The sequence below is a fragment of the Phycicoccus sp. HDW14 genome, assembly GCF_011383005.1.
Lineage (GTDB): Bacteria > Actinomycetota > Actinomycetes > Actinomycetales > Dermatophilaceae > Phycicoccus.
Genome location: NZ_CP049935.1, coordinates 3,914,724 through 3,930,096, shown reverse-complemented (window position 1 = coordinate 3,930,096; position 15,373 = coordinate 3,914,724). Strand labels below are relative to the sequence as shown.

The window sequence follows — 15,373 nt, the reverse complement described above, 5'->3', positions numbered from 1 at the left end:
GTCGGACCCGACGGCCCTGACGTGGGACGACGACCAGTGAGGCGAGAGCGATGTCACCCGAGAGCACCGAGCGCACCATCGGCCAGCTCGTCGCCGACGCGACGCACGACCTCCAGGGCATCGTGCGCGGCGAGATCGCGCTCGCCAAGGCCGAGGTGTCCCAGGGCGCCAAGGTCATCGGCAAGGGTGCGGGGCTGCTCGCCGGCGCCGCCGTCGTCGGGGCGCTGGGGCTGATCTTCCTCTTCCACACCCTCGCCCGCGTCGTGGCCATCTGGCTCCCCGTCTGGGCCGGCTACCTCGTCGTCACCGTGCTGATGTTCGTCGTCGCCGGCGTGCTGGCGCTGCTCGGCAGGAACGCGCTCTCGAAGGCCAAGCCCGCACCCGAGCGGGCCATCGAGCAGGGCAAGGAGACCATCGCCGCGCTCAAGCGCGAGGGCTGAGCCGCCGACCGGGCGCCGGCGTCCGGTCGGCGGCTCGTCGACGGCTCGTCGACGGCTCGTCGGCGGCTCAGTCCCTGACGCAGGCCCCGGACGAGACGGTCCGGTCGCCGAGCGCGGCACCACGCAGCACCGGCGAGAGCGCGCCGAGGGTCATCGCGTACCCGGTCTGCGGGTCGTCGAGCGAGGTCGCGAACACCATCCCGACGACGCGGCCGTCCGGGTCGAGCACCGGTCCGCCGGAGGCGCCCTGGCGCACGGTCGCCCGCAGCGAGTAGGTCTCGCGGGTGGCGCCCGGCCTGCCGTAGATGTCGGCGCCCCGGGCCTCGAGCACCGCGCGGACCCGGGCCGCCCCGACCCACAGCCCGGCGTCGCCCGGGAAGCCGGCGAGCGCCGCGCTGTCGTCGGCCTCGAGCTGCAGGCCGCGCGGGAGCGTCGGTGCCCGCAGTCCCCGGGCGGCGAGCACCGCCACGTCGCGGTCCGGGTCGAAGGCGATGACGCGGGCCGTGACCTCGGGGCCGGTCCCCTTGATGCTCAACCGGATCCGGCGGGCGCCGGCGACGACGTGCGCGTTGGTGACGACCAGGCCGTCGGCCGCGACCCAGCCGCTGCCGACCGAGGTCTGCCGGCAGCGCGGTGCCTCGGCGCGGACGTGGACGACCGACGCGAGGGCGGCCGCGATGTCGGGGTCCTTGGTCAGGGCGGCGTCCGGGGCGGGCACGGCGCGGATGGGTTCGGGGCCGAGCCCCTCGAAGACGCGGGGGAAGCCGCCGCGGTCGAGCGCGCTCGTCACCTCGTCGACGAGGTGGCCGGCGGCGGGCGGCATCACGGTGTCGACGGCCTGGACGACCGTGGACTGCGCCACGGCCTGCCGCAGCGGCTGCGGACCGCTCGTGCGCGCGGCACCGGCGATGACCCAGATGACGACGGTCGAGGCGACGAACACCGCGACGGCGCCGAGCAGGCTGTCGAGCAGCCCGAACCCCGAGAGGTGGATGAGGGTGCGCAGCCGCCCGGCGAGCAGGAGCATGAGCCACTGCCCGAGCGTGGCGGTCAGGAGGACGACGCCGATGACGACCAGCGTGCCGACGGGTGTGGCGAGGTCGAGCCCGACGTGCTGCTCGAGGAGGTCGGGCGCGACGCGGGCGGCGAGGAACGCGCCGGCGACGAGGCCGACGAGCCCGAGGACGGCGGCGACCAGGCCCTGGCGCCACCCGCTCCACGTGTACGCGACGAGCACGAGGCCGAGCACCAGGTCGACGGCCAGCGACCCCGTCACGAGCGCTCCCGGTCGTCGTCGTCGTCGGCGTCGTCGTCGTCGCTGGGCGGGTCGAAGGCGTCGGCATCCCGCATCCACGGCGACATGACCCGCTCGGGCAGCTCGCGCTCGACGGCCGTGTCCCACGGCTCGGTGAGCCCGGCGAGGTCGAGCACCGCGTCGAGGAGCATCGCCGTGAACCCCCAGACGAAGAGCCCGTGCACCTCGAAGCCCGGCCCGCGGTAGGGCCCGAACACGGCGGAGAAACGGCGGTCGCCGGCGAGCAGGTCGGCGAGGGGCACCCGCGCGACCCGGGCCACCTCACCCCGGTCGACGACGCCGACGGGCACCGGCTCGGGCCACCAGCCGATGACCGGCGTGACGGCGCTGCTGCTCGGGGCGAGGTGCAGGCTGGGCCAGACGGCGACGACCTCGACGCCCGCGGGGTCGAGCCCGACCTCCTCCTGCGCCTCGCGGAGGGCGGCGTCGACGGGCCCGGTGTCGCCGGGGTCGAGCCGCCCGCCGGGGAAGGAGACCTGGCCGGGGTGCGAGCGCAGGGTGTGCGAGCGCTCGGTGAGCAGGACGTCGACCGCGCCGTCCTCCCCCGGCCCGAAGAGCACGAGGACGGCCGAGTGCCGGACCCCGCTGTCGGGCACCGGGTGGTCGCGGAACCAGGGGTGGGCGCTGAGGTCGGCGCGAGCGGCGAGCCGGGTCAGCCACTCGGGGGCCGGGGTCATGTCGGTCATCGTAGGCATCCCGCCCGGGAGCCACGGCCGGGCTCGGCCGGCTCGGCCGGGTTCGGGCAGGGGTGGCCCGCGGCTCAGGCGTCGTCGGGCAGGGGGCCGGGCAGCGGGTCGGGCAGGGCGGCGCCGGGAGCGAGCTCGAACTTCAGCAGCGACGCGGCCTTCTCGGGGTCGGTCTCGCCCTCGCCGTAGGCGGGGCACCACCGGGTCAGGGGGCAGGCACCGCACGCCGGCCTGCGCGCGAAGCAGGTGCGCCGGCCGTGGAAGATCACGACGTGGCTGAACATCGTCCAGTCGCTCTTCGGGATGAGGGCGGCGAGGTCGGCCTCGACCTTGACGGGGTCGGTCTGCTGGGTCAGGCCCCACCGGCGGACGAGGCGCCCGAAGTGCGTGTCGACGGTGAGCCCCGGCACCCCGAAGGCGTTGCCGAGCACGACGTTGGCCGTCTTGCGCCCGACGCCGGGCAGGGTGACGAGGTCCTCCAGCCCCCGGGCACCTCGCCCCCGAAGCGCTCGACGACGGCCTGCGCGAGGGTGATGACCGAGTTGGTCTTGGCGCGGAAGAAACCCGTGGGCTTGAGGACGGCCTCCATCTCGGCCCGGTCGGCGGCCGCGAGCGCCTCGGCGGTGGGCCAGCGCGAGAAGAGCGTGGGGGTGACCGTGTTGACCATGACGTCGGTGGTCTGGGCGGAGAGCACGGTGGCGACGAGCAGCTGCAGCGGGGTCTCGAAGTCGAGCTCGCAGTGGGCGTAGGGGTAGCGCTCGTGCAGGGCCCGGGAGATGCGCCGGGCGCGGCGGGTGCGGGCGACCGGCGACTCCTCGCCGGTGGCCGCGCGACGGACGGCGGGTGAGGGGCGGACGGGCACGGCCGACAGCCTAGGGCCGGGTCCCGACAGGCCCCTCGCGCGCCGTGTCGGGGCTGCCGACACCCCCGTCCGGGGACCGGCCCGTCCACCCGGGATGACCTGCCCGTTCTGGCACACTGTGCGACGTGGATCACGACGTCGTGCGGAAAGCCCCGCTCTTCTCGCCCCTGGACGACCAGGCGGCCGAGACCCTCATCTCGACGATGAGCCTCTCCCGCCTCGAGCGCGGGGACGTCCTGTTCCACGAGGGCGACCAGGGCGACCGGCTCTACGTCATCGCCGAGGGCAAGATCAAGCTCGGGCGCACGAGCACCGACGGGCGCGAGAACCTCCTGGCCATCCTCGGCCCCGGCGAGATGTTCGGCGAGCTCTCGCTCTTCGACCCCGGGCCGCGTACCGCCACGGCCACCGCCGTCGCCGAGACCCAGCTCGTGTCGATGGGCCAGGACCAGCTGCGCGAGGTGCTGCACCAGCGGCCCGGCGTGGCCCTCACCCTGCTCAGCGCGCTGGCCCGCCGGCTGCGCCGCACCAACGACGTGCTCGCCGACCTCGTCTTCACCGACGTCCCCGGTCGGGTGGCCAAGGCCCTGCTCGACCTCGCCAAGCGCTTCGGCCGCCCGGTCGACGAGGGCGTCATGGTCGCGCACGACCTCACCCAGGAGGAGCTGGCCCAGCTGGTCGGCGCCTCCCGCGAGACGGTCAACAAGGCGCTCGCCGACTTCGCCTCGCGCGGCTGGCTGCGCCTCGAGGCGCGGGCCGTGCTGCTCGTCGACGTCGAGCGCCTCAAGCGCCGCGCCCGCTGAGGTAGTCGAGCTGGGCGCGGATCGACATCCGCGCGGCCGGCCACACCTCCTGCGACACCTCCGCGTAGACCCGCTGCAGCACGCCCTCGACCGGGTCGGCCTCGGCCGCCGCCCCGTCGGCGAGCGCCTGGCGCACCTGGTCGAGCCGCTCGGCGCGGTGGGTCCGGTAGAACGCGACCATCGCCGCGGCGTCCGGCACGAGCGGACCGTGCCCGGGGAGGATGCGCGTCACGGCCCCGTCGCCGGTGAGGGCGGCGAGCCGCTCGAGCGAGGCGAGGTAGGCGTCGAGCTCACCGTCGGGGTGCGCGACGACGGTCGTGCCGCGGCCGAGCACCGTGTCGCCGGTCAGCAGGGCGTGGTCGGCCGGCACGGCGAAGGAGATCGAGTCGGACGTGTGGCCCGGCGTCGCCACGACCCGCAGCTCGAGCCCGCCGGTGGTCACGACGTCGCCGTCGCGCAGGTCGTCGTGGCCGCTGCCGACGGCGCGGGTGGGGGCGCCGGTCAGCTCGGCGAAGCGCGGCGCGGACTCGGCGTGGTCGTGGTGGCCGTGCGTGAGGACGGTGAGCGCGACCCGCGCCCCGCGCGTCGCCACGTGGTCGAGGACGGCGGCCAGGTGCTGCTCGTCGAGCGGGCCCGGGTCGATGACGACGGCCTCGGTCGATCCGGGCTCGAGCAGCACCCACGTGTTCGTGCCGTCGAGGGTCATCGGGCCGGGGTTGGGTGCCAGCACGCAGTGCGCCCGTCCGCCCACCGCTCCCCCGGCCCAGGGCTCACGGGTCGGCGGCGGCGGCTGGGCGCTCATCCGGCCACTGTAGGCGGCGCTCGCACGGACAGGCAGAAAGCGCCCGGGAGGCTCTCCCGGACCCCGCCCGGCGGCCTCTGCCTGTCGCTCCACCCGCCTGTGGATGACGAGGCGCGGCTCGACACCGGCGCGGGCATGCTGGCGGGATGAGCCCTGTGGCCGACAGCCTGCGCCGGCTCGGCGGGTGCGCCACGTGGACCGAGCTGCGACAGGTCCATTCCGAGCGGGCCCTGCGGCGCGCCTGCGCGTCGGGGTCGGTGGTCCGCACGGCCCGCGGTCGCTACTCGCTGCCCGAGGTCGGGGCGCACCGCGCCCTGGCAGCAGCTCGCACGGCCACCCTGTCGCACCTCTCGGCGGCGCTGGCCCACGGATGGAAGGTCAAGACCGTCCCCGACCGCGCCTGGGTGACCGTCCGCCGCAAGCGCCGGCTGCGGCCGGCGGACCTCGACGGCATCCGTCCGCACTGGCACGACCTCACGCCGGCCGAACGGGCCGCCGGCGTCACGAGCCCCGTGCGCACGGTCCTCGACTGCGCCCGCGTGCTGCCCTTCGACGAGGCCTTGGCGGTGGCGGACTCCGCCCTGCGGGCCGGCGCGGTGTCGGCGGAGGTGCTGCGCGCGGCTGCCGCCTCGACGCGAGGGCCCGGCGCCACCGCCGCGCGGCGCGTCGCCCGGCACGCCGACGGGCGCGCCGCCAACCCGTTCGAGTCCGTGCTCCGGGCGCTGACCCTCGAGGTCGGGCTCGTGCTGACGCCCCAGCTGGTCATCGCCGAGCCGGGCCTGTTCGCCGTCGTCGACCTGGGCAACGAGGCCCTCCGGCTCGCCGTCGAGGCCGACGGCTTCGAGACGCACGGCACCCGTCGAGGGCTGCGCAAGGACTGCCGACGGCACACCGAGCTGGCCGTCCACGCCTGGTCCTCGCTCCGGTACACCTACGAGGACGTGATGTTCGAGCAGGACTGGACCCGCTGGACGCTGCGATCGTGGGCGGACGTCCGGGCCGGACGTCCGGTGGCGTCGCCGCCACTGCGGGCGCAGGAACAGGCAGACGCGGCGTGACACGTCCTCGGGCGGCGTCGCGGCGCGGCTCTGCCTGTCGTAGCGACCGCTCGGGCCAGGGGTCAGGGGAGCTCGGTGACGAGGACGAGCGTGCCGTCGGGGTCCTGCTCGAGCACCGGGGTCACGCGGGCGATGCGCGGTCGGTCGGCGAGGAAGGACGCGGCGTCGGCGAACCCGGCGAGCGCCTCGAGCGCCCACACCTGCGGCGGCATCAACCGCGTCGACCCCGACGCCGCCGCGTCGAGCAGCGCCTCGGCCCGGGCCCAGCCCCCGCCGTCGGACTCCCCGCTCGTCTCCCGCGCGTCCTGACCGGCAGGCATGCCGGCCGCGAGGATCCACGTGTCGTACCGGCGCGGCTCGAAGGCCGGCGTGACCCAGTGGCCGCGCCCGCGCAGGTCGGCCACGGACACCCGCACCCCGCACTCCTCCTCGACCTCGCGCACGGCTGCGGCTGCGAACGGGGCCGCCTCCGCCACACCGAAACCCATGTGCGCCGCGAGGTCGGCCAGCCCGTCGGTCGTGACGTCGAGCGAGTGATCGCCGGGGTCGACCCGCCCGCCGGGGAAGACGACCATCGAGGGCGCGAAGGCCATCGTCGCCACGCGCCGCTGGACGTACACCTCGGGACCGGCATCGGCGTCGCGCACCAGCATCACCGTCGCCGCAGGCCGCGGCACGACCCCCTCGGACGACCCCGCGGCGACCCACGCCTCGGCGCGCCCGCGCAGCCCGTCGTCACGCAGCGGGACCCGCAGCACCCGCCCCACGCCGTCAGTCGCGGACGTGGACGATCACCTCGACCTCGACGGGGGCGCCGAGCGGCAGCGCCGCGACCCCCACCGCCGAGCGCGCGTGCCGTCCGGCCTCGCCGAAGACCTCGCCGAACAGCTCGCTCGCGCCGTTGACGACGCCCGGCTGGCCGGTGAACGAGGGGTCGGAGGCGACGAAGCCGGTGAGCTTGACGACCCGCTCGACACGGTCGAGGTCGCCGACGACCGACTTCACCGCCGCGATGGCGTTGAGCGCGCAGACGGCGGCCAGCTCCTTGGCGCGGGCCGGCGTGACCAACCCGACGAGCTCGCCGACCGCACCGGTCTCGGCGAGCGTGCCGTCGACCATCGGCACCTGGCCGGACACGTAGACGCGCGAGCCGTCGAGCACGGCGGGCACGTAGGCGGCCAGCGGCGGCACGACCTCGGGCAGCGTGAGGCCGAGCGCGGCGAGGCGGTCGTCGACGACACCCACCGGGTCAGCCCTTCGCGCGCTTGAGGTAGGCGACGAGGTTTCCCTCGGGCATGACGAGCACCTGGACGAGCTCCCAGCCGTCGTCGCCCCACTGGTCGAGGATCTGCTTCGTCGCGTGGACGATGAGCGGCACGGTCGCGTACTCCCACTTCTGCATGCGCGCCACCCTACCGGCGCGCACCCGGGGCTACGGTGGCCGTGATGAGTGACGACGTCCTGAGCCGCACCGCCCGCCAGCCGGACCGCACCGAGGTCACCGGGCCCGAGCAGACCGACGTCTACGACGTCTTCGACCCCGAGCCGCAGCGCGCCCGCGGCGTCACCGTGGCCCTCGTGCACGGGGGCTTCTGGCGCGAGCAGTGGGACCGCGCGCACCAGTCCCCGCTCGCCGAGGCCCTGGCCCGCGACGGCTTCCACGTCGCGAACCTCGAGTACCCCCGCATCGGGATGCCCGGGGGCGGCTGGCCGGGCACCGGCGCCGCCCTGCTGGCCCGCGCCGAGGCCGTCCACCTCGACCCCGACCTGCCCGACACCCTCGTCCTCGTCGGCCACTCCGCCGGCGGCCACCTCGTGCTCTGGGCGGCGTCCGACGGCCGCGCCCCCTTCGTCCACGGTGTCCTGGCCCTCGCACCGGCCGCCGACCTCGGCGAGGTGCACCGCCTGCACCTGAGCGACGACGCCGCGTCGGCGCTGCTCGGTGGCGGGCCCGACGAGGCCCCCGACGCCTGGGCCGACGCCGACCCCGCCCGCCAGCGCCTCACCACCCCGGCCGTCGTCGTCACCGGCGAGCGCGACGACGTCGTGCCCGCCTCGGTCATCGACCGCTACGCGTCGTCGCGCACCCCCGACGAGCCGTTCCACGCCGCGGTGGCGCGCGGCGCCGACCACTTCGACGTCGTCGACCCCGAGCACCCCGCCTACCTCCTCCTGCTCGCGGAGGTCGAGGAGCTCACCCTCCGCTGACGCGCCTCTGCGCCGACCCCACCCCTCCGCCGACCCGGGCTCGACCGCCCACCTAGGCTGAGGTCCATGGCCGCCCCACCGCTCGCCCGCGCGCTCGACGGGGTCCGCCTGCACGTCGTCACCGGCAAGGGCGGGGTCGGCAAGACCACGGTGGCCAGCGCGCTCGGCCTCTCCCTCGCGCGGCAGGGCAAGCGGGTGCTCCTCGTCGAGGTCGAGAACCGCCAGGGCATCAGCCAGACCTTCGACGTGCCGCCGCTCGGCACCGCCGAGGTCCGCCTCGTCCAGGACCCCTCCGGCGGCGAGCTCTGGGGGCTGTCGGTCGACGCCAAGGCCGCGCTCCTGGAGTACCTCCAGACCTTCTACAAGCTCGGCCGGGCCGGCGGGGCGCTGGAGAAGATGGGCGTCGTCGACTTCGCGACGACCATCGCCCCGGGCGTGCGCGACGTGCTGCTCACCGGCAAGGTCTACGAGGCGGTCGGCCGCACGAGCGGGGGTAAGCGCGGCCAGGGCTCGCTCGTCTGGGACGCCGTCGTCCTCGACGCCCCGCCCACCGGCCGGGTGGCCCGCTTCCTCGGCGTCAACGAGCAGGTCGCCGGGCTGGCCCGGATGGGCCCGATCCACTCCCAGGCCGCCTCGATCACCCGGATGCTGCGCGACCGCCGCAGCGTCGTGCACGTCGTCACCGTCCTCGAGGAGATGCCCGTGCAGGAGAGCGCCGACGCCGTCGCCGAGCTCTCGGCCGCCGGGTTCGGGCTGGGGGCGGTCGTCGTCAACCAGGTCCGCGAACCCCTCGTCGCGCCCGACCTGCTGGCCCGGCTCGACGCCGACGGCCCCGAGGTCGAGGAGCAGGTGCGCGCCGACCTCACCGCCGCCGGGGTCCGCTCGGGGCCCGCACCGTCGGCGGGCTGCTCGCCGAGGCGCGCGACCACGCGGCCCGCATCGCCCTCGAGCGCGACCTGACCGCCGAGGTCGAGGCCCTCGCGCTGCCCACCGTCACGCTGCCCGCGCTCGCGTCCGGCACCGACGACGGCGGCATCGCCGTGCTCGCCGACGAGCTCGCCGCCCAGGGGGTGCGCTGATGGCCGCCCGCGGCCCCGGCGGCGCCACCGACCGGCTCGACGTCGACGCCCTGCTCGCCGACCCCGGCACCGGCATCATCGTCTGCTGCGGCTCCGGCGGCGTCGGGAAGACCACGACCGCCGCGGCCCTCGGGGTGCGGGCCGCCGAGGCCGGGCGCAGGGTCGTCGTCCTCACCATCGACCCCGCCCGCCGCCTCGCGCAGTCGCTCGGGCTCACCGAGCTCGACAACACGCCGCGGCCGGTGACAGGCGTCGGGGCCGACGGCGGCTCGCTCGACGCGATGATGCTCGACATGAAACGGACCTTCGACGAGGTCGTGCTCGCCCACTCGACGCCCGACAAGGCCGGGCAGATCCTCGAGAACCCCTTCTACCAGGCGGTCTCCAGCTCGTTCGCGGGCACGCAGGAGTACATGGCCATGGAGAAGCTCGGCCAGCTGCGGGCCCAGGCCGAGCGCGAGGGCACCTGGGACCTCGTCGTCGTCGACACCCCGCCGTCCCGCTCGGCGCTGGACTTCCTCGACGCCCCGAAACGCCTCGGGTCCTTCCTCGACGGCCGGTTCATCCGGCTGCTCATGGCGCCGGCCCGGGCCGGCGGACGGGCCTACCTCAAGGTCTTCTCGGTCGGCGCCAACCTCGCGGCCGCCACCCTCTCGAAGGTCCTCGGCGGCCAGTTCCTCAGCGACGTGCAGACCTTCGTCGCCGCCCTCGACACGATGTTCGGCGGCTTCCGCGAGCGCGCCGACGTCACGTACGCCCTCCTCAAGGAGCCGTCGACGGCCTTCGTCGTCGTCGCCGCCCCGAGCGGGACGCGCTGCGCGAGGCGGCGTACTTCGTCGAGCGGCTCGAGGCCGAGTCGATGCCGCTGGCCGGCGTCGTCGTCAACCGGATGCAGGTGCTCGCGGCACCGGGGCTCAGCGGGTCGCGGGCGGCCGCGGCCGCCGAGCAGCTCGAGGACCGCGACGAGGCCGACCCCGGCAAGGACTCGGGGGCCGGCGCGGCGGGCGGGCTCACCCCGGCGCTGCTGCGGCTGCACGCCTCGCTCGCCGAGGTCGCCACGCGGCACGAGGCCCACGTCAGCCGGTTCGTCGCGTCGCACCCGGGCATCCCGGTCTCGACGGTCCCGGCGAGCGCCACGGACATCCACGACCTCGACGGGCTGCGCGACGTCGCGGCGGCACTGGCCGCCGGCTGACCGGGCCCGGACAGGGGGGTCGGGCCCGGTCGCACCGGACGTGGAGATCCCCGGGAGGCCGACCGTGGTCCACGAGCGGCTGCAGGGTTGCCGCGCATGGTGCAGGGGGTGGTCGGCCCCTCCGGGGAGCTGGTGGGATCAGGCGATGGCGCCCTCGGCGCCTCGCGCCTTGGCCGCGGACAGCAACGCCGTCCACGACCTGACGTCCGGCCGGCGGCGCAGCAGTGCACGCCGCTCTCGTTCGGTCATCCCTCCCCAGACACCGAACTCCGTACGGTTGTCGAGCGCGTCGGCGAGGCACTCGGCCATCACCGGGCAGCCCTTGCACACGACCTTCGCGGCGCGCTGCGCCTTGCCCTGGACGAAGAGCGCGTCCGGGTCACTGCCGGCGCACTTCCCGAGCGGCGCCCACTCGACCACCCACTGCCCCTCGGTGCTCTGCTCCTCCGGGGAGATGCTCATGTCCACCTCGTTCCACTGTCTCGGGTCCTTGCCTCCCACGTGGAAGAGGACGTACGGAAACCGTAGATACCACCGTGACCAGCGGGTATCGTCCGTGCGGGTCGTGCACCCCACCGAACGGACGACCCACTGGACGAACGGCCGATGAACGGGTTCCGCAGGTGCCTGTCGGCCGCTCGCGTCCGTCGCCCGGTCGCGGCGGCGGGGATCCCCAGCCGCCCGCGTTACCCTGTCGGGCATGGACGGTCGCGCCCAGAACATCCCCGCCGTGCTCAGGCTCCTCCTCGGATTCGTCGTGCTGAGCACGATCGCCGGGCTCCTCGTGGCGGGCATCGCCGTGCCCGCGATCGGGGCCAGCGGTCAGGCCGCCAAGGCAGGGGTCGACTTCTTCAACGACCTCCCGAGCGACTTCACGATCTCGCCGCTGGCCCAGCAGTCGAAGATCGTCGACGCCGACAACAAGGTGATCGCCAACCCCTACGACGAGAACCGCATCATCGTCCCGCTCAAGAGCATCTCGAAGAACATGCAGAACGCGCAGATCGCCATCGAGGACGCGCGCTTCTACGAGCACGGCGGCCTCGACCCGCGCGGTTTCACCCGGGCGATGGTCTCCAACCTCAAGGGCGGCGACGTCCAGGGCGCCTCGACCCTCACCCAGCAGTACGTGAAGATCACGCTCCAGGAGCAGGCCCTGCGCGCCGGCGACAAGGCCGCCGCGAACGCCGCCGTCAAGAAGAGCTACGCCCGCAAGGTGCAGGAGCTCAAGTACGCGATCAACGTCGAGGAGAACTTCACCAAGGAGCAGATCCTCACCGGTTACCTCAACCTCGTGTACTACGGCGACCAGGCCTACGGCGTCGAGGCGGCGGCCATCAACTACTTCGGCGTGCACGCGAGCAAGCTGAACCTCGGCCAGGCTGCCCTGCTCGCTGGCATCGTCCAGCAGCCCACCGCCTACAACCCGGTGCTCAACCCCGCGCAGGCCCAGGCCCGCCGCGACATCGTCCTCACCCGGATGGGCCAGCTCGGCATGGCCTCGGCCAAGGACGTCGCCGCGGCCAAGAAGGTCTCGGTCAAGAAGATGATCAAGAAGACGCCGCTCAAGGGCGTCTGCCACCGGTCGTCCCAGCCGTACTTCTGCGCCTACGTCATGGGCTACCTCCAGCACTCGCCGCAGATGGCGGTGCTCGGCAAGACCCCGGAGGAGCGGCTCAAGCGGATCAACCAGGGCGGCCTGACCATCCGCACGACCCTCGACCCGGCCAAGCAGAAGATCGCCCAGGCCGAGATCACCAAGGCCATCCCGATCGGCAACAAGAGCAACCTCGGCGGGGCGATGGCCGTCGTCGAGCCGGGCACCGGCAAGGTCCTCGCGATGGGGCAGGCCTCGAACTTCGAGAAGAACCAGACCAACTGGAACGTCGACCAGATCTACGGCGGCGGCCCCTACGGCTACCAGTTCGGGTCGACGGCGAAGATGTTCGGCCTCGTCACCGCGCTCGAGCAGGGCATGCCGATGAACTCCACGATCAACGTGCCGTTCGCGAGCAACAAGCAGGACCACGTCTTCGCCGGGCCGAAGGTCGTCGGTGCCGAGTGCGGTGCCAACGAGCCGTGGAAGGTCGGCAACGACTACGCGATCGGCGGCCGGCAGATGACGCTGGCCGAGGGCATCTCGAAGTCGATCAACACCTGGGCCGCCCAGCTGACCATCGAGGTCGGGCCGTGCAACGTGCTCGACACGATGAAGAAGATGGGCCTGCACCAGGCCGACGGCAAGGACTTCGAGCGCACGATCTCCAACGCCACGCTCGGCTCGGGCACCACGACGCCGCTCGACCTCGCCAGCGCGTACGCCACCCTCGCGGCCGACGGCAAGTACTGCGTGCCGAGCCCGATCGTCTCCATCACGACGCCGGAGAAGAAGGAGATCAAGGTCCCGAAGACCTCCTGCAAGCAGGTCATCTCCAAGGACACCGCGAACGCCGCGACCTTCCTGCTCAAGGGCACCCTCCGCAACGGGGGCACCGCCGACGGCAACTGGGACGTCAACGCCCGCCCCGCGGCCGGCAAGACGGGGACCACCGAGAAGCACAACCAGGCGTGGTTCGTCGGCTACACCCGCCAGCTGGCCACGGCCGTCTGGATCGGGAACGTCAAGGTCACCGACAAGAACCGGCGGCTGTACTCGCTCAACGGCAAGTGCTTCGGCTCCTACGGGTGCTTCGGCGACGTCTTCGGTGGCACCGTCTCGGCCCCCGTCTGGGCCAGCGCGATGAAGAAGATGTCGCAGGGCATGCCCGTCGAGCAGTTCCCGGCCCCCAGCCAGAAGGCGCAGCGCGGCAACCTCCAGGACCTGCCGAACGTCTTCGGGCGCAGCCCCGCCGAGGCCGCGGGCATCCTGCGCGACGCCGGGTTCGCCAGCCAGGTCGGCGGCTACATCAACTCCGACGCGCCGAAGGGCACGGTCGGGGGCACCTCGCCCTCGGGGGCGCCCTGCCCGGCCAGACCATCACGTTGCTCATCTCGTCGGGCCCGGCCACCCAGCCCAACACGAAGCCGACCGACCCCAAGGGCGGCAAGGGCCGGGGCGGCCGCGGCGGACCGATCGTCCCCCGACGACCAACTGACCCCACGCGCATCGAGGGGCCCCGCCCGGACCGGGCGGGGCCCCTCGGGCGTCAGCGGGAGGTGAGGGCCGCCTTGACGATCGCGGCGACGCGGCCGCCGTCGGCGCGGCCGGCGACCTCGCCCTGGGCGGCCTTCATGACCCGTCCCATGTCGGCCGGCCCGGTGGCGCCGGTGGCGGCGACGGCGCGCTCGACGACCGCCCGCAGCTCCTCGTCGCCGAGCTGGGCCGGCAGGTAGGCCTCGAGGACGGCCAGCTCGGCCTCCTCGCCGTCGGCGAGCTCGGGGCGGTGGGCGTCGCGGAAGGCGGTGGCCGCCTCGCGCCGCTTCTTGGCCTCGCGGGCGATGACCTTGAGCACCTCGTCGTCGCCGAGCTCGCGCGCCTCGTCCCCGGCGACCTCGGCGGTCGTCACCGACGTGAGGGTCATCCGCAGCGTCGAGGAGCGGACCTTGTCACGGGCGCGCATCGCGTCGTGCAGGTCGCTCTGCAGCTGGGCCTTGAGGCTGGTGGCGTCCATGGGCCCAGTCTCCCACCCGGCCGGAGCGGCGGGCACCCGGGATTCTCCGGGAGGCCACCTCGTTTGCGAGGATGACCGGATGGACCCGCTCGCCCGCACCGCCCTGCGCACCGCCGGCGGCCTCGTGGGCGCCGGTGTCGCGGCCGTCGCCTACGCCGGCCTCGTCGAGCGGACGTGGTTCACCCTGCGCCGCTTCACGGTGCCCGTGCTGCCTGCCGGGGCGGCGCCCGTGCGCATCCTCCAGGTCTCCGACCTGCACCTGACCCCGGGGCAGCGCAAGAAGGTCGAGTGGGTCCGCTCGCTCGCCGGGCTGCGGCCCGACTTCGTCGTCAACTCCGGCGACAACCTCGCGCACGTCGACGCCGTGCCGCCCCTGCTGCGGGCTATGGAGCCGCTCATGGAGTTCCCCGGGGCCTTCGTCCTCGGCTCCAACGACTACTTCGCCCCGGTGCCGAAGAACCCCGCGCGCTACCTGACCCGCGGCTACGCCAAGGCTCCGAAGATCCGGGGCGACCTGCCCGTCGGCGAGCTCGTCGAGGGGCTGGGGGCCGGGGGCTGGGCCGACCTCGACAACGCGCGCACGGTCGTCGAGATGGGCGAGCACCGGGTCGAGCTCGTCGGCGTCGACGACCCGCACGTGCAGTTCGACCGCTACCACGAGGTCGCCGGTTCGGCGCGCGACGACGTCGCCCTGACGATGGGCCTCGTGCACGCCCCGTACCAGCGGGTCCTCGACGCGATGGTCGCCGACGGCGCGGGCCTCGTGCTCGCCGGGCACACCCACGGCGGACAGCTCGCGGTGCCGCTCTACGGGGCACTGGTCACCAACTGCGACCTCGACACCGGTCGGGCCAAGGGCGTCTCGCGCTGGTGGCCCGGTGCAGGGCGCCCGGGGGCCGGCGGCACGCCCGAGGACGCCGCCTGGCTGCACGTCTCGGCCGGTCTCGGCACCTCCCCGTACGCCCCGGTGCGCTTCGCGTGCCGTCCGGAGGCGACGCTGCTGACCCTCGTGGCGCGGGAGTCCTGAGCCGCTCGCGGGACCGATTTCGGGTGGCTCGTGGTGGTCGGCTATCCTCGGGTGTCGCTGCGGCCCCCGGGCCTCGGCGACATGCCACGGGGTGTGGCGCAGCTTGGTAGCGCGCGTCGTTCGGGACGACGAGGCCGCAGGTTCAAATCCTGTCACCCCGACAGCACGAGAGGGCCGGGACCAGACCGACGGAGTCGGTTGGTCCCGGCCCTCTCGCTCGTCGGGGGACAGGATGCCGGGAGCGGGTCCCGGTGGTGAGGAACGAACCAGCGAGACCCGCGGCGCCC

Annotated in this window: 16 protein-coding genes, 1 tRNA gene and 2 pseudogenes; 10 read left to right on the top strand and 9 right to left on the bottom strand. The window is 74.3% G+C overall.

Features of this window, described 5'->3' with window-relative positions; all coding sequences use genetic code 11:
- Positions 1 to 50: 50 nt before the first annotated feature.
- A complete protein-coding gene (locus G7075_RS19310) occupies positions 51 to 440 on the top strand; it encodes a phage holin family protein (RefSeq protein ID WP_166124047.1) in 390 nt (129 codons plus the stop codon).
- Between the two features lie 67 nt (positions 441 to 507).
- Here G7075_RS19310 and G7075_RS19305 read toward each other — a convergent pair whose 3' ends face one another.
- From G7075_RS19305 to nth, 3 genes and pseudogenes are all read right to left on the bottom strand, one after another.
- Positions 508 to 1,716, bottom strand: coding sequence for a MarP family serine protease (locus G7075_RS19305; RefSeq protein WP_166124046.1), 1,209 nt, complete (start codon positions 1,714 to 1,716; stop codon positions 508 to 510).
- Positions 1,713 to 2,432, bottom strand: coding sequence for a CoA pyrophosphatase (locus tag G7075_RS19300; RefSeq protein ID WP_240917765.1), 720 nt, complete (start codon positions 2,430 to 2,432; stop codon positions 1,713 to 1,715). The genes G7075_RS19305 and G7075_RS19300 overlap by 4 nt, the downstream gene beginning before the upstream one ends.
- A gap of 83 nt (positions 2,433 to 2,515) precedes the next feature.
- Positions 2,516 to 3,303, bottom strand: a pseudogene (nth, locus tag G7075_RS19295) (endonuclease III).
- A gap of 125 nt (positions 3,304 to 3,428) precedes the next feature.
- Here nth and G7075_RS19290 point away from each other — a divergent pair.
- On the top strand, positions 3,429 to 4,106 hold the full coding sequence (locus G7075_RS19290; RefSeq protein WP_305849794.1) for a Crp/Fnr family transcriptional regulator: 678 nt from the start codon (positions 3,429 to 3,431) through the stop codon (positions 4,104 to 4,106).
- On the opposite strand, the gene G7075_RS19285 is transcribed toward G7075_RS19290, so the two are convergent.
- Positions 4,087 to 4,908, bottom strand: coding sequence for an MBL fold metallo-hydrolase (locus G7075_RS19285; protein ID WP_166124044.1), 822 nt, complete (start codon positions 4,906 to 4,908; stop codon positions 4,087 to 4,089). The two genes, G7075_RS19290 and G7075_RS19285, sit on opposite strands and share 20 nt — an antisense overlap.
- Positions 4,909 to 5,054: 146 nt before the next feature.
- Between G7075_RS19285 and G7075_RS19280 the strand changes: the two genes are divergently transcribed.
- Positions 5,055 to 5,966 (top strand): type IV toxin-antitoxin system AbiEi family antitoxin domain-containing protein, encoded by a 912-nt coding sequence (locus tag G7075_RS19280; protein WP_166124043.1) that lies wholly within the window; start codon positions 5,055 to 5,057, stop codon positions 5,964 to 5,966.
- A gap of 62 nt (positions 5,967 to 6,028) precedes the next feature.
- Here the strand turns inward: G7075_RS19280 and G7075_RS19275 are convergent, their stop codons facing one another.
- The 3 genes from G7075_RS19275 to G7075_RS19265 are packed head-to-tail and all read right to left on the bottom strand — an operon-like array spanning position 6,029 to position 7,368.
- The gene (locus tag G7075_RS19275; RefSeq protein WP_166124042.1) at positions 6,029 to 6,733 is read right to left on the bottom strand and encodes an NUDIX domain-containing protein; all 705 of its coding nucleotides are present in this window, start codon (positions 6,731 to 6,733) and stop codon (positions 6,029 to 6,031) included.
- A gap of 4 nt (positions 6,734 to 6,737) precedes the next feature.
- Positions 6,738 to 7,211 carry a RidA family protein gene (locus tag G7075_RS19270; protein WP_166124041.1) on the bottom strand — a complete coding sequence of 158 codons (474 nt, stop codon included), beginning with the start codon at positions 7,209 to 7,211 and terminating at the stop codon, positions 6,738 to 6,740.
- Between the two features lie 4 nt (positions 7,212 to 7,215).
- Positions 7,216 to 7,368 (bottom strand): DUF4177 domain-containing protein, encoded by a 153-nt coding sequence (locus tag G7075_RS19265; RefSeq protein WP_166124040.1) that lies wholly within the window; start codon positions 7,366 to 7,368, stop codon positions 7,216 to 7,218.
- 44 nt (positions 7,369 to 7,412) lie between these two features.
- Between G7075_RS19265 and G7075_RS19260 the strand changes: the two genes are divergently transcribed.
- The 4 genes and pseudogenes from G7075_RS19260 (at position 7,413) to G7075_RS23230 (ending at position 10,448) form a co-directional block, all read left to right on the top strand.
- A complete protein-coding gene (locus tag G7075_RS19260) occupies positions 7,413 to 8,174 on the top strand; it encodes a S9 family peptidase (RefSeq protein WP_166124039.1) in 762 nt (253 codons plus the stop codon).
- Between the two features lie 66 nt (positions 8,175 to 8,240).
- On the top strand, positions 8,241 to 9,134 hold the full coding sequence (locus G7075_RS19255) for an ArsA-related P-loop ATPase (RefSeq protein WP_240917764.1): 894 nt from the start codon (positions 8,241 to 8,243) through the stop codon (positions 9,132 to 9,134).
- A gap of 118 nt (positions 9,135 to 9,252) precedes the next feature.
- Positions 9,253 to 9,747, top strand: a pseudogene (locus tag G7075_RS23235) (ArsA family ATPase); the annotation flags it as partial.
- 365 nt (positions 9,748 to 10,112) lie between these two features.
- Positions 10,113 to 10,448 carry a hypothetical protein gene (locus G7075_RS23230; protein WP_371814126.1) on the top strand — a complete coding sequence of 112 codons (336 nt, stop codon included), beginning with the start codon at positions 10,113 to 10,115 and terminating at the stop codon, positions 10,446 to 10,448.
- Between the two features lie 138 nt (positions 10,449 to 10,586).
- On the opposite strand, the gene G7075_RS19245 is transcribed toward G7075_RS23230, so the two are convergent.
- Positions 10,587 to 10,910 (bottom strand): WhiB family transcriptional regulator, encoded by a 324-nt coding sequence (locus G7075_RS19245; RefSeq protein WP_166124038.1) that lies wholly within the window; start codon positions 10,908 to 10,910, stop codon positions 10,587 to 10,589.
- A 238-nt stretch (positions 10,911 to 11,148) separates the two neighbouring features.
- On the opposite strand from G7075_RS19245, the gene G7075_RS19240 reads away from it, so the two are divergent.
- Entirely contained in the window at positions 11,149 to 13,608 is a 2,460-nt protein-coding gene (locus G7075_RS19240) for a transglycosylase domain-containing protein (RefSeq protein WP_240917763.1), read from the top strand.
- Here the strand turns inward: G7075_RS19240 and G7075_RS19235 are convergent.
- A complete protein-coding gene (locus tag G7075_RS19235; RefSeq protein ID WP_166124037.1) occupies positions 13,595 to 14,059 on the bottom strand; it encodes a GatB/YqeY domain-containing protein in 465 nt (154 codons plus the stop codon). The genes G7075_RS19240 and G7075_RS19235 overlap by 14 nt on opposite strands.
- Positions 14,060 to 14,138: 79 nt before the next feature.
- Between G7075_RS19235 and G7075_RS19230 the strand changes: the two genes are divergently transcribed.
- Both G7075_RS19230 and G7075_RS19225 read left to right on the top strand, forming a co-directional pair.
- Entirely contained in the window at positions 14,139 to 15,086 is a 948-nt protein-coding gene (locus tag G7075_RS19230; RefSeq protein WP_166124036.1) for a metallophosphoesterase, read from the top strand.
- Positions 15,087 to 15,173: 87 nt separating this feature from the next.
- Positions 15,174 to 15,247 (top strand) — tRNA-Pro (locus G7075_RS19225).
- Positions 15,248 to 15,373 lie beyond the last annotated feature (126 nt).

Excerpts from the sequence above, each read along its gene's own strand:
- G7075_RS19310 (WP_166124047.1), top strand. The coding sequence starts at position 51 with ATGTCACCCGAGAGCACCGAGCGCACCATCGGCCAGCTCGTCGCCGAC.
- G7075_RS19300 (WP_240917765.1), bottom strand. The coding sequence starts at position 2,432 with ATGACCCCGGCCCCCGAGTGGCTGACCCGGCTCGCCGCTCGCGCCGAC.
- G7075_RS19285 (WP_166124044.1), bottom strand. The coding sequence starts at position 4,908 with ATGAGCGCCCAGCCGCCGCCGCCGACCCGTGAGCCCTGGGCCGGGGGA.
- G7075_RS19280 (WP_166124043.1), top strand. The coding sequence starts at position 5,055 with ATGAGCCCTGTGGCCGACAGCCTGCGCCGGCTCGGCGGGTGCGCCACG.
- G7075_RS19265 (WP_166124040.1), bottom strand. The coding sequence starts at position 7,368 with ATGCAGAAGTGGGAGTACGCGACCGTGCCGCTCATCGTCCACGCGACG.
- G7075_RS19260 (WP_166124039.1), top strand. The coding sequence starts at position 7,413 with ATGAGTGACGACGTCCTGAGCCGCACCGCCCGCCAGCCGGACCGCACC.
- G7075_RS19255 (WP_240917764.1), top strand. The coding sequence starts at position 8,241 with ATGGCCGCCCCACCGCTCGCCCGCGCGCTCGACGGGGTCCGCCTGCAC.
- G7075_RS23230 (WP_371814126.1), top strand. The coding sequence starts at position 10,113 with ATGCCGCTGGCCGGCGTCGTCGTCAACCGGATGCAGGTGCTCGCGGCA.
- G7075_RS19245 (WP_166124038.1), bottom strand. The coding sequence starts at position 10,910 with ATGAGCATCTCCCCGGAGGAGCAGAGCACCGAGGGGCAGTGGGTGGTC.
- G7075_RS19240 (WP_240917763.1), top strand. The coding sequence starts at position 11,149 with ATGGACGGTCGCGCCCAGAACATCCCCGCCGTGCTCAGGCTCCTCCTC.
- G7075_RS19235 (WP_166124037.1), bottom strand. The coding sequence starts at position 14,059 with ATGGACGCCACCAGCCTCAAGGCCCAGCTGCAGAGCGACCTGCACGAC.
- G7075_RS19230 (WP_166124036.1), top strand. The coding sequence starts at position 14,139 with ATGGACCCGCTCGCCCGCACCGCCCTGCGCACCGCCGGCGGCCTCGTG.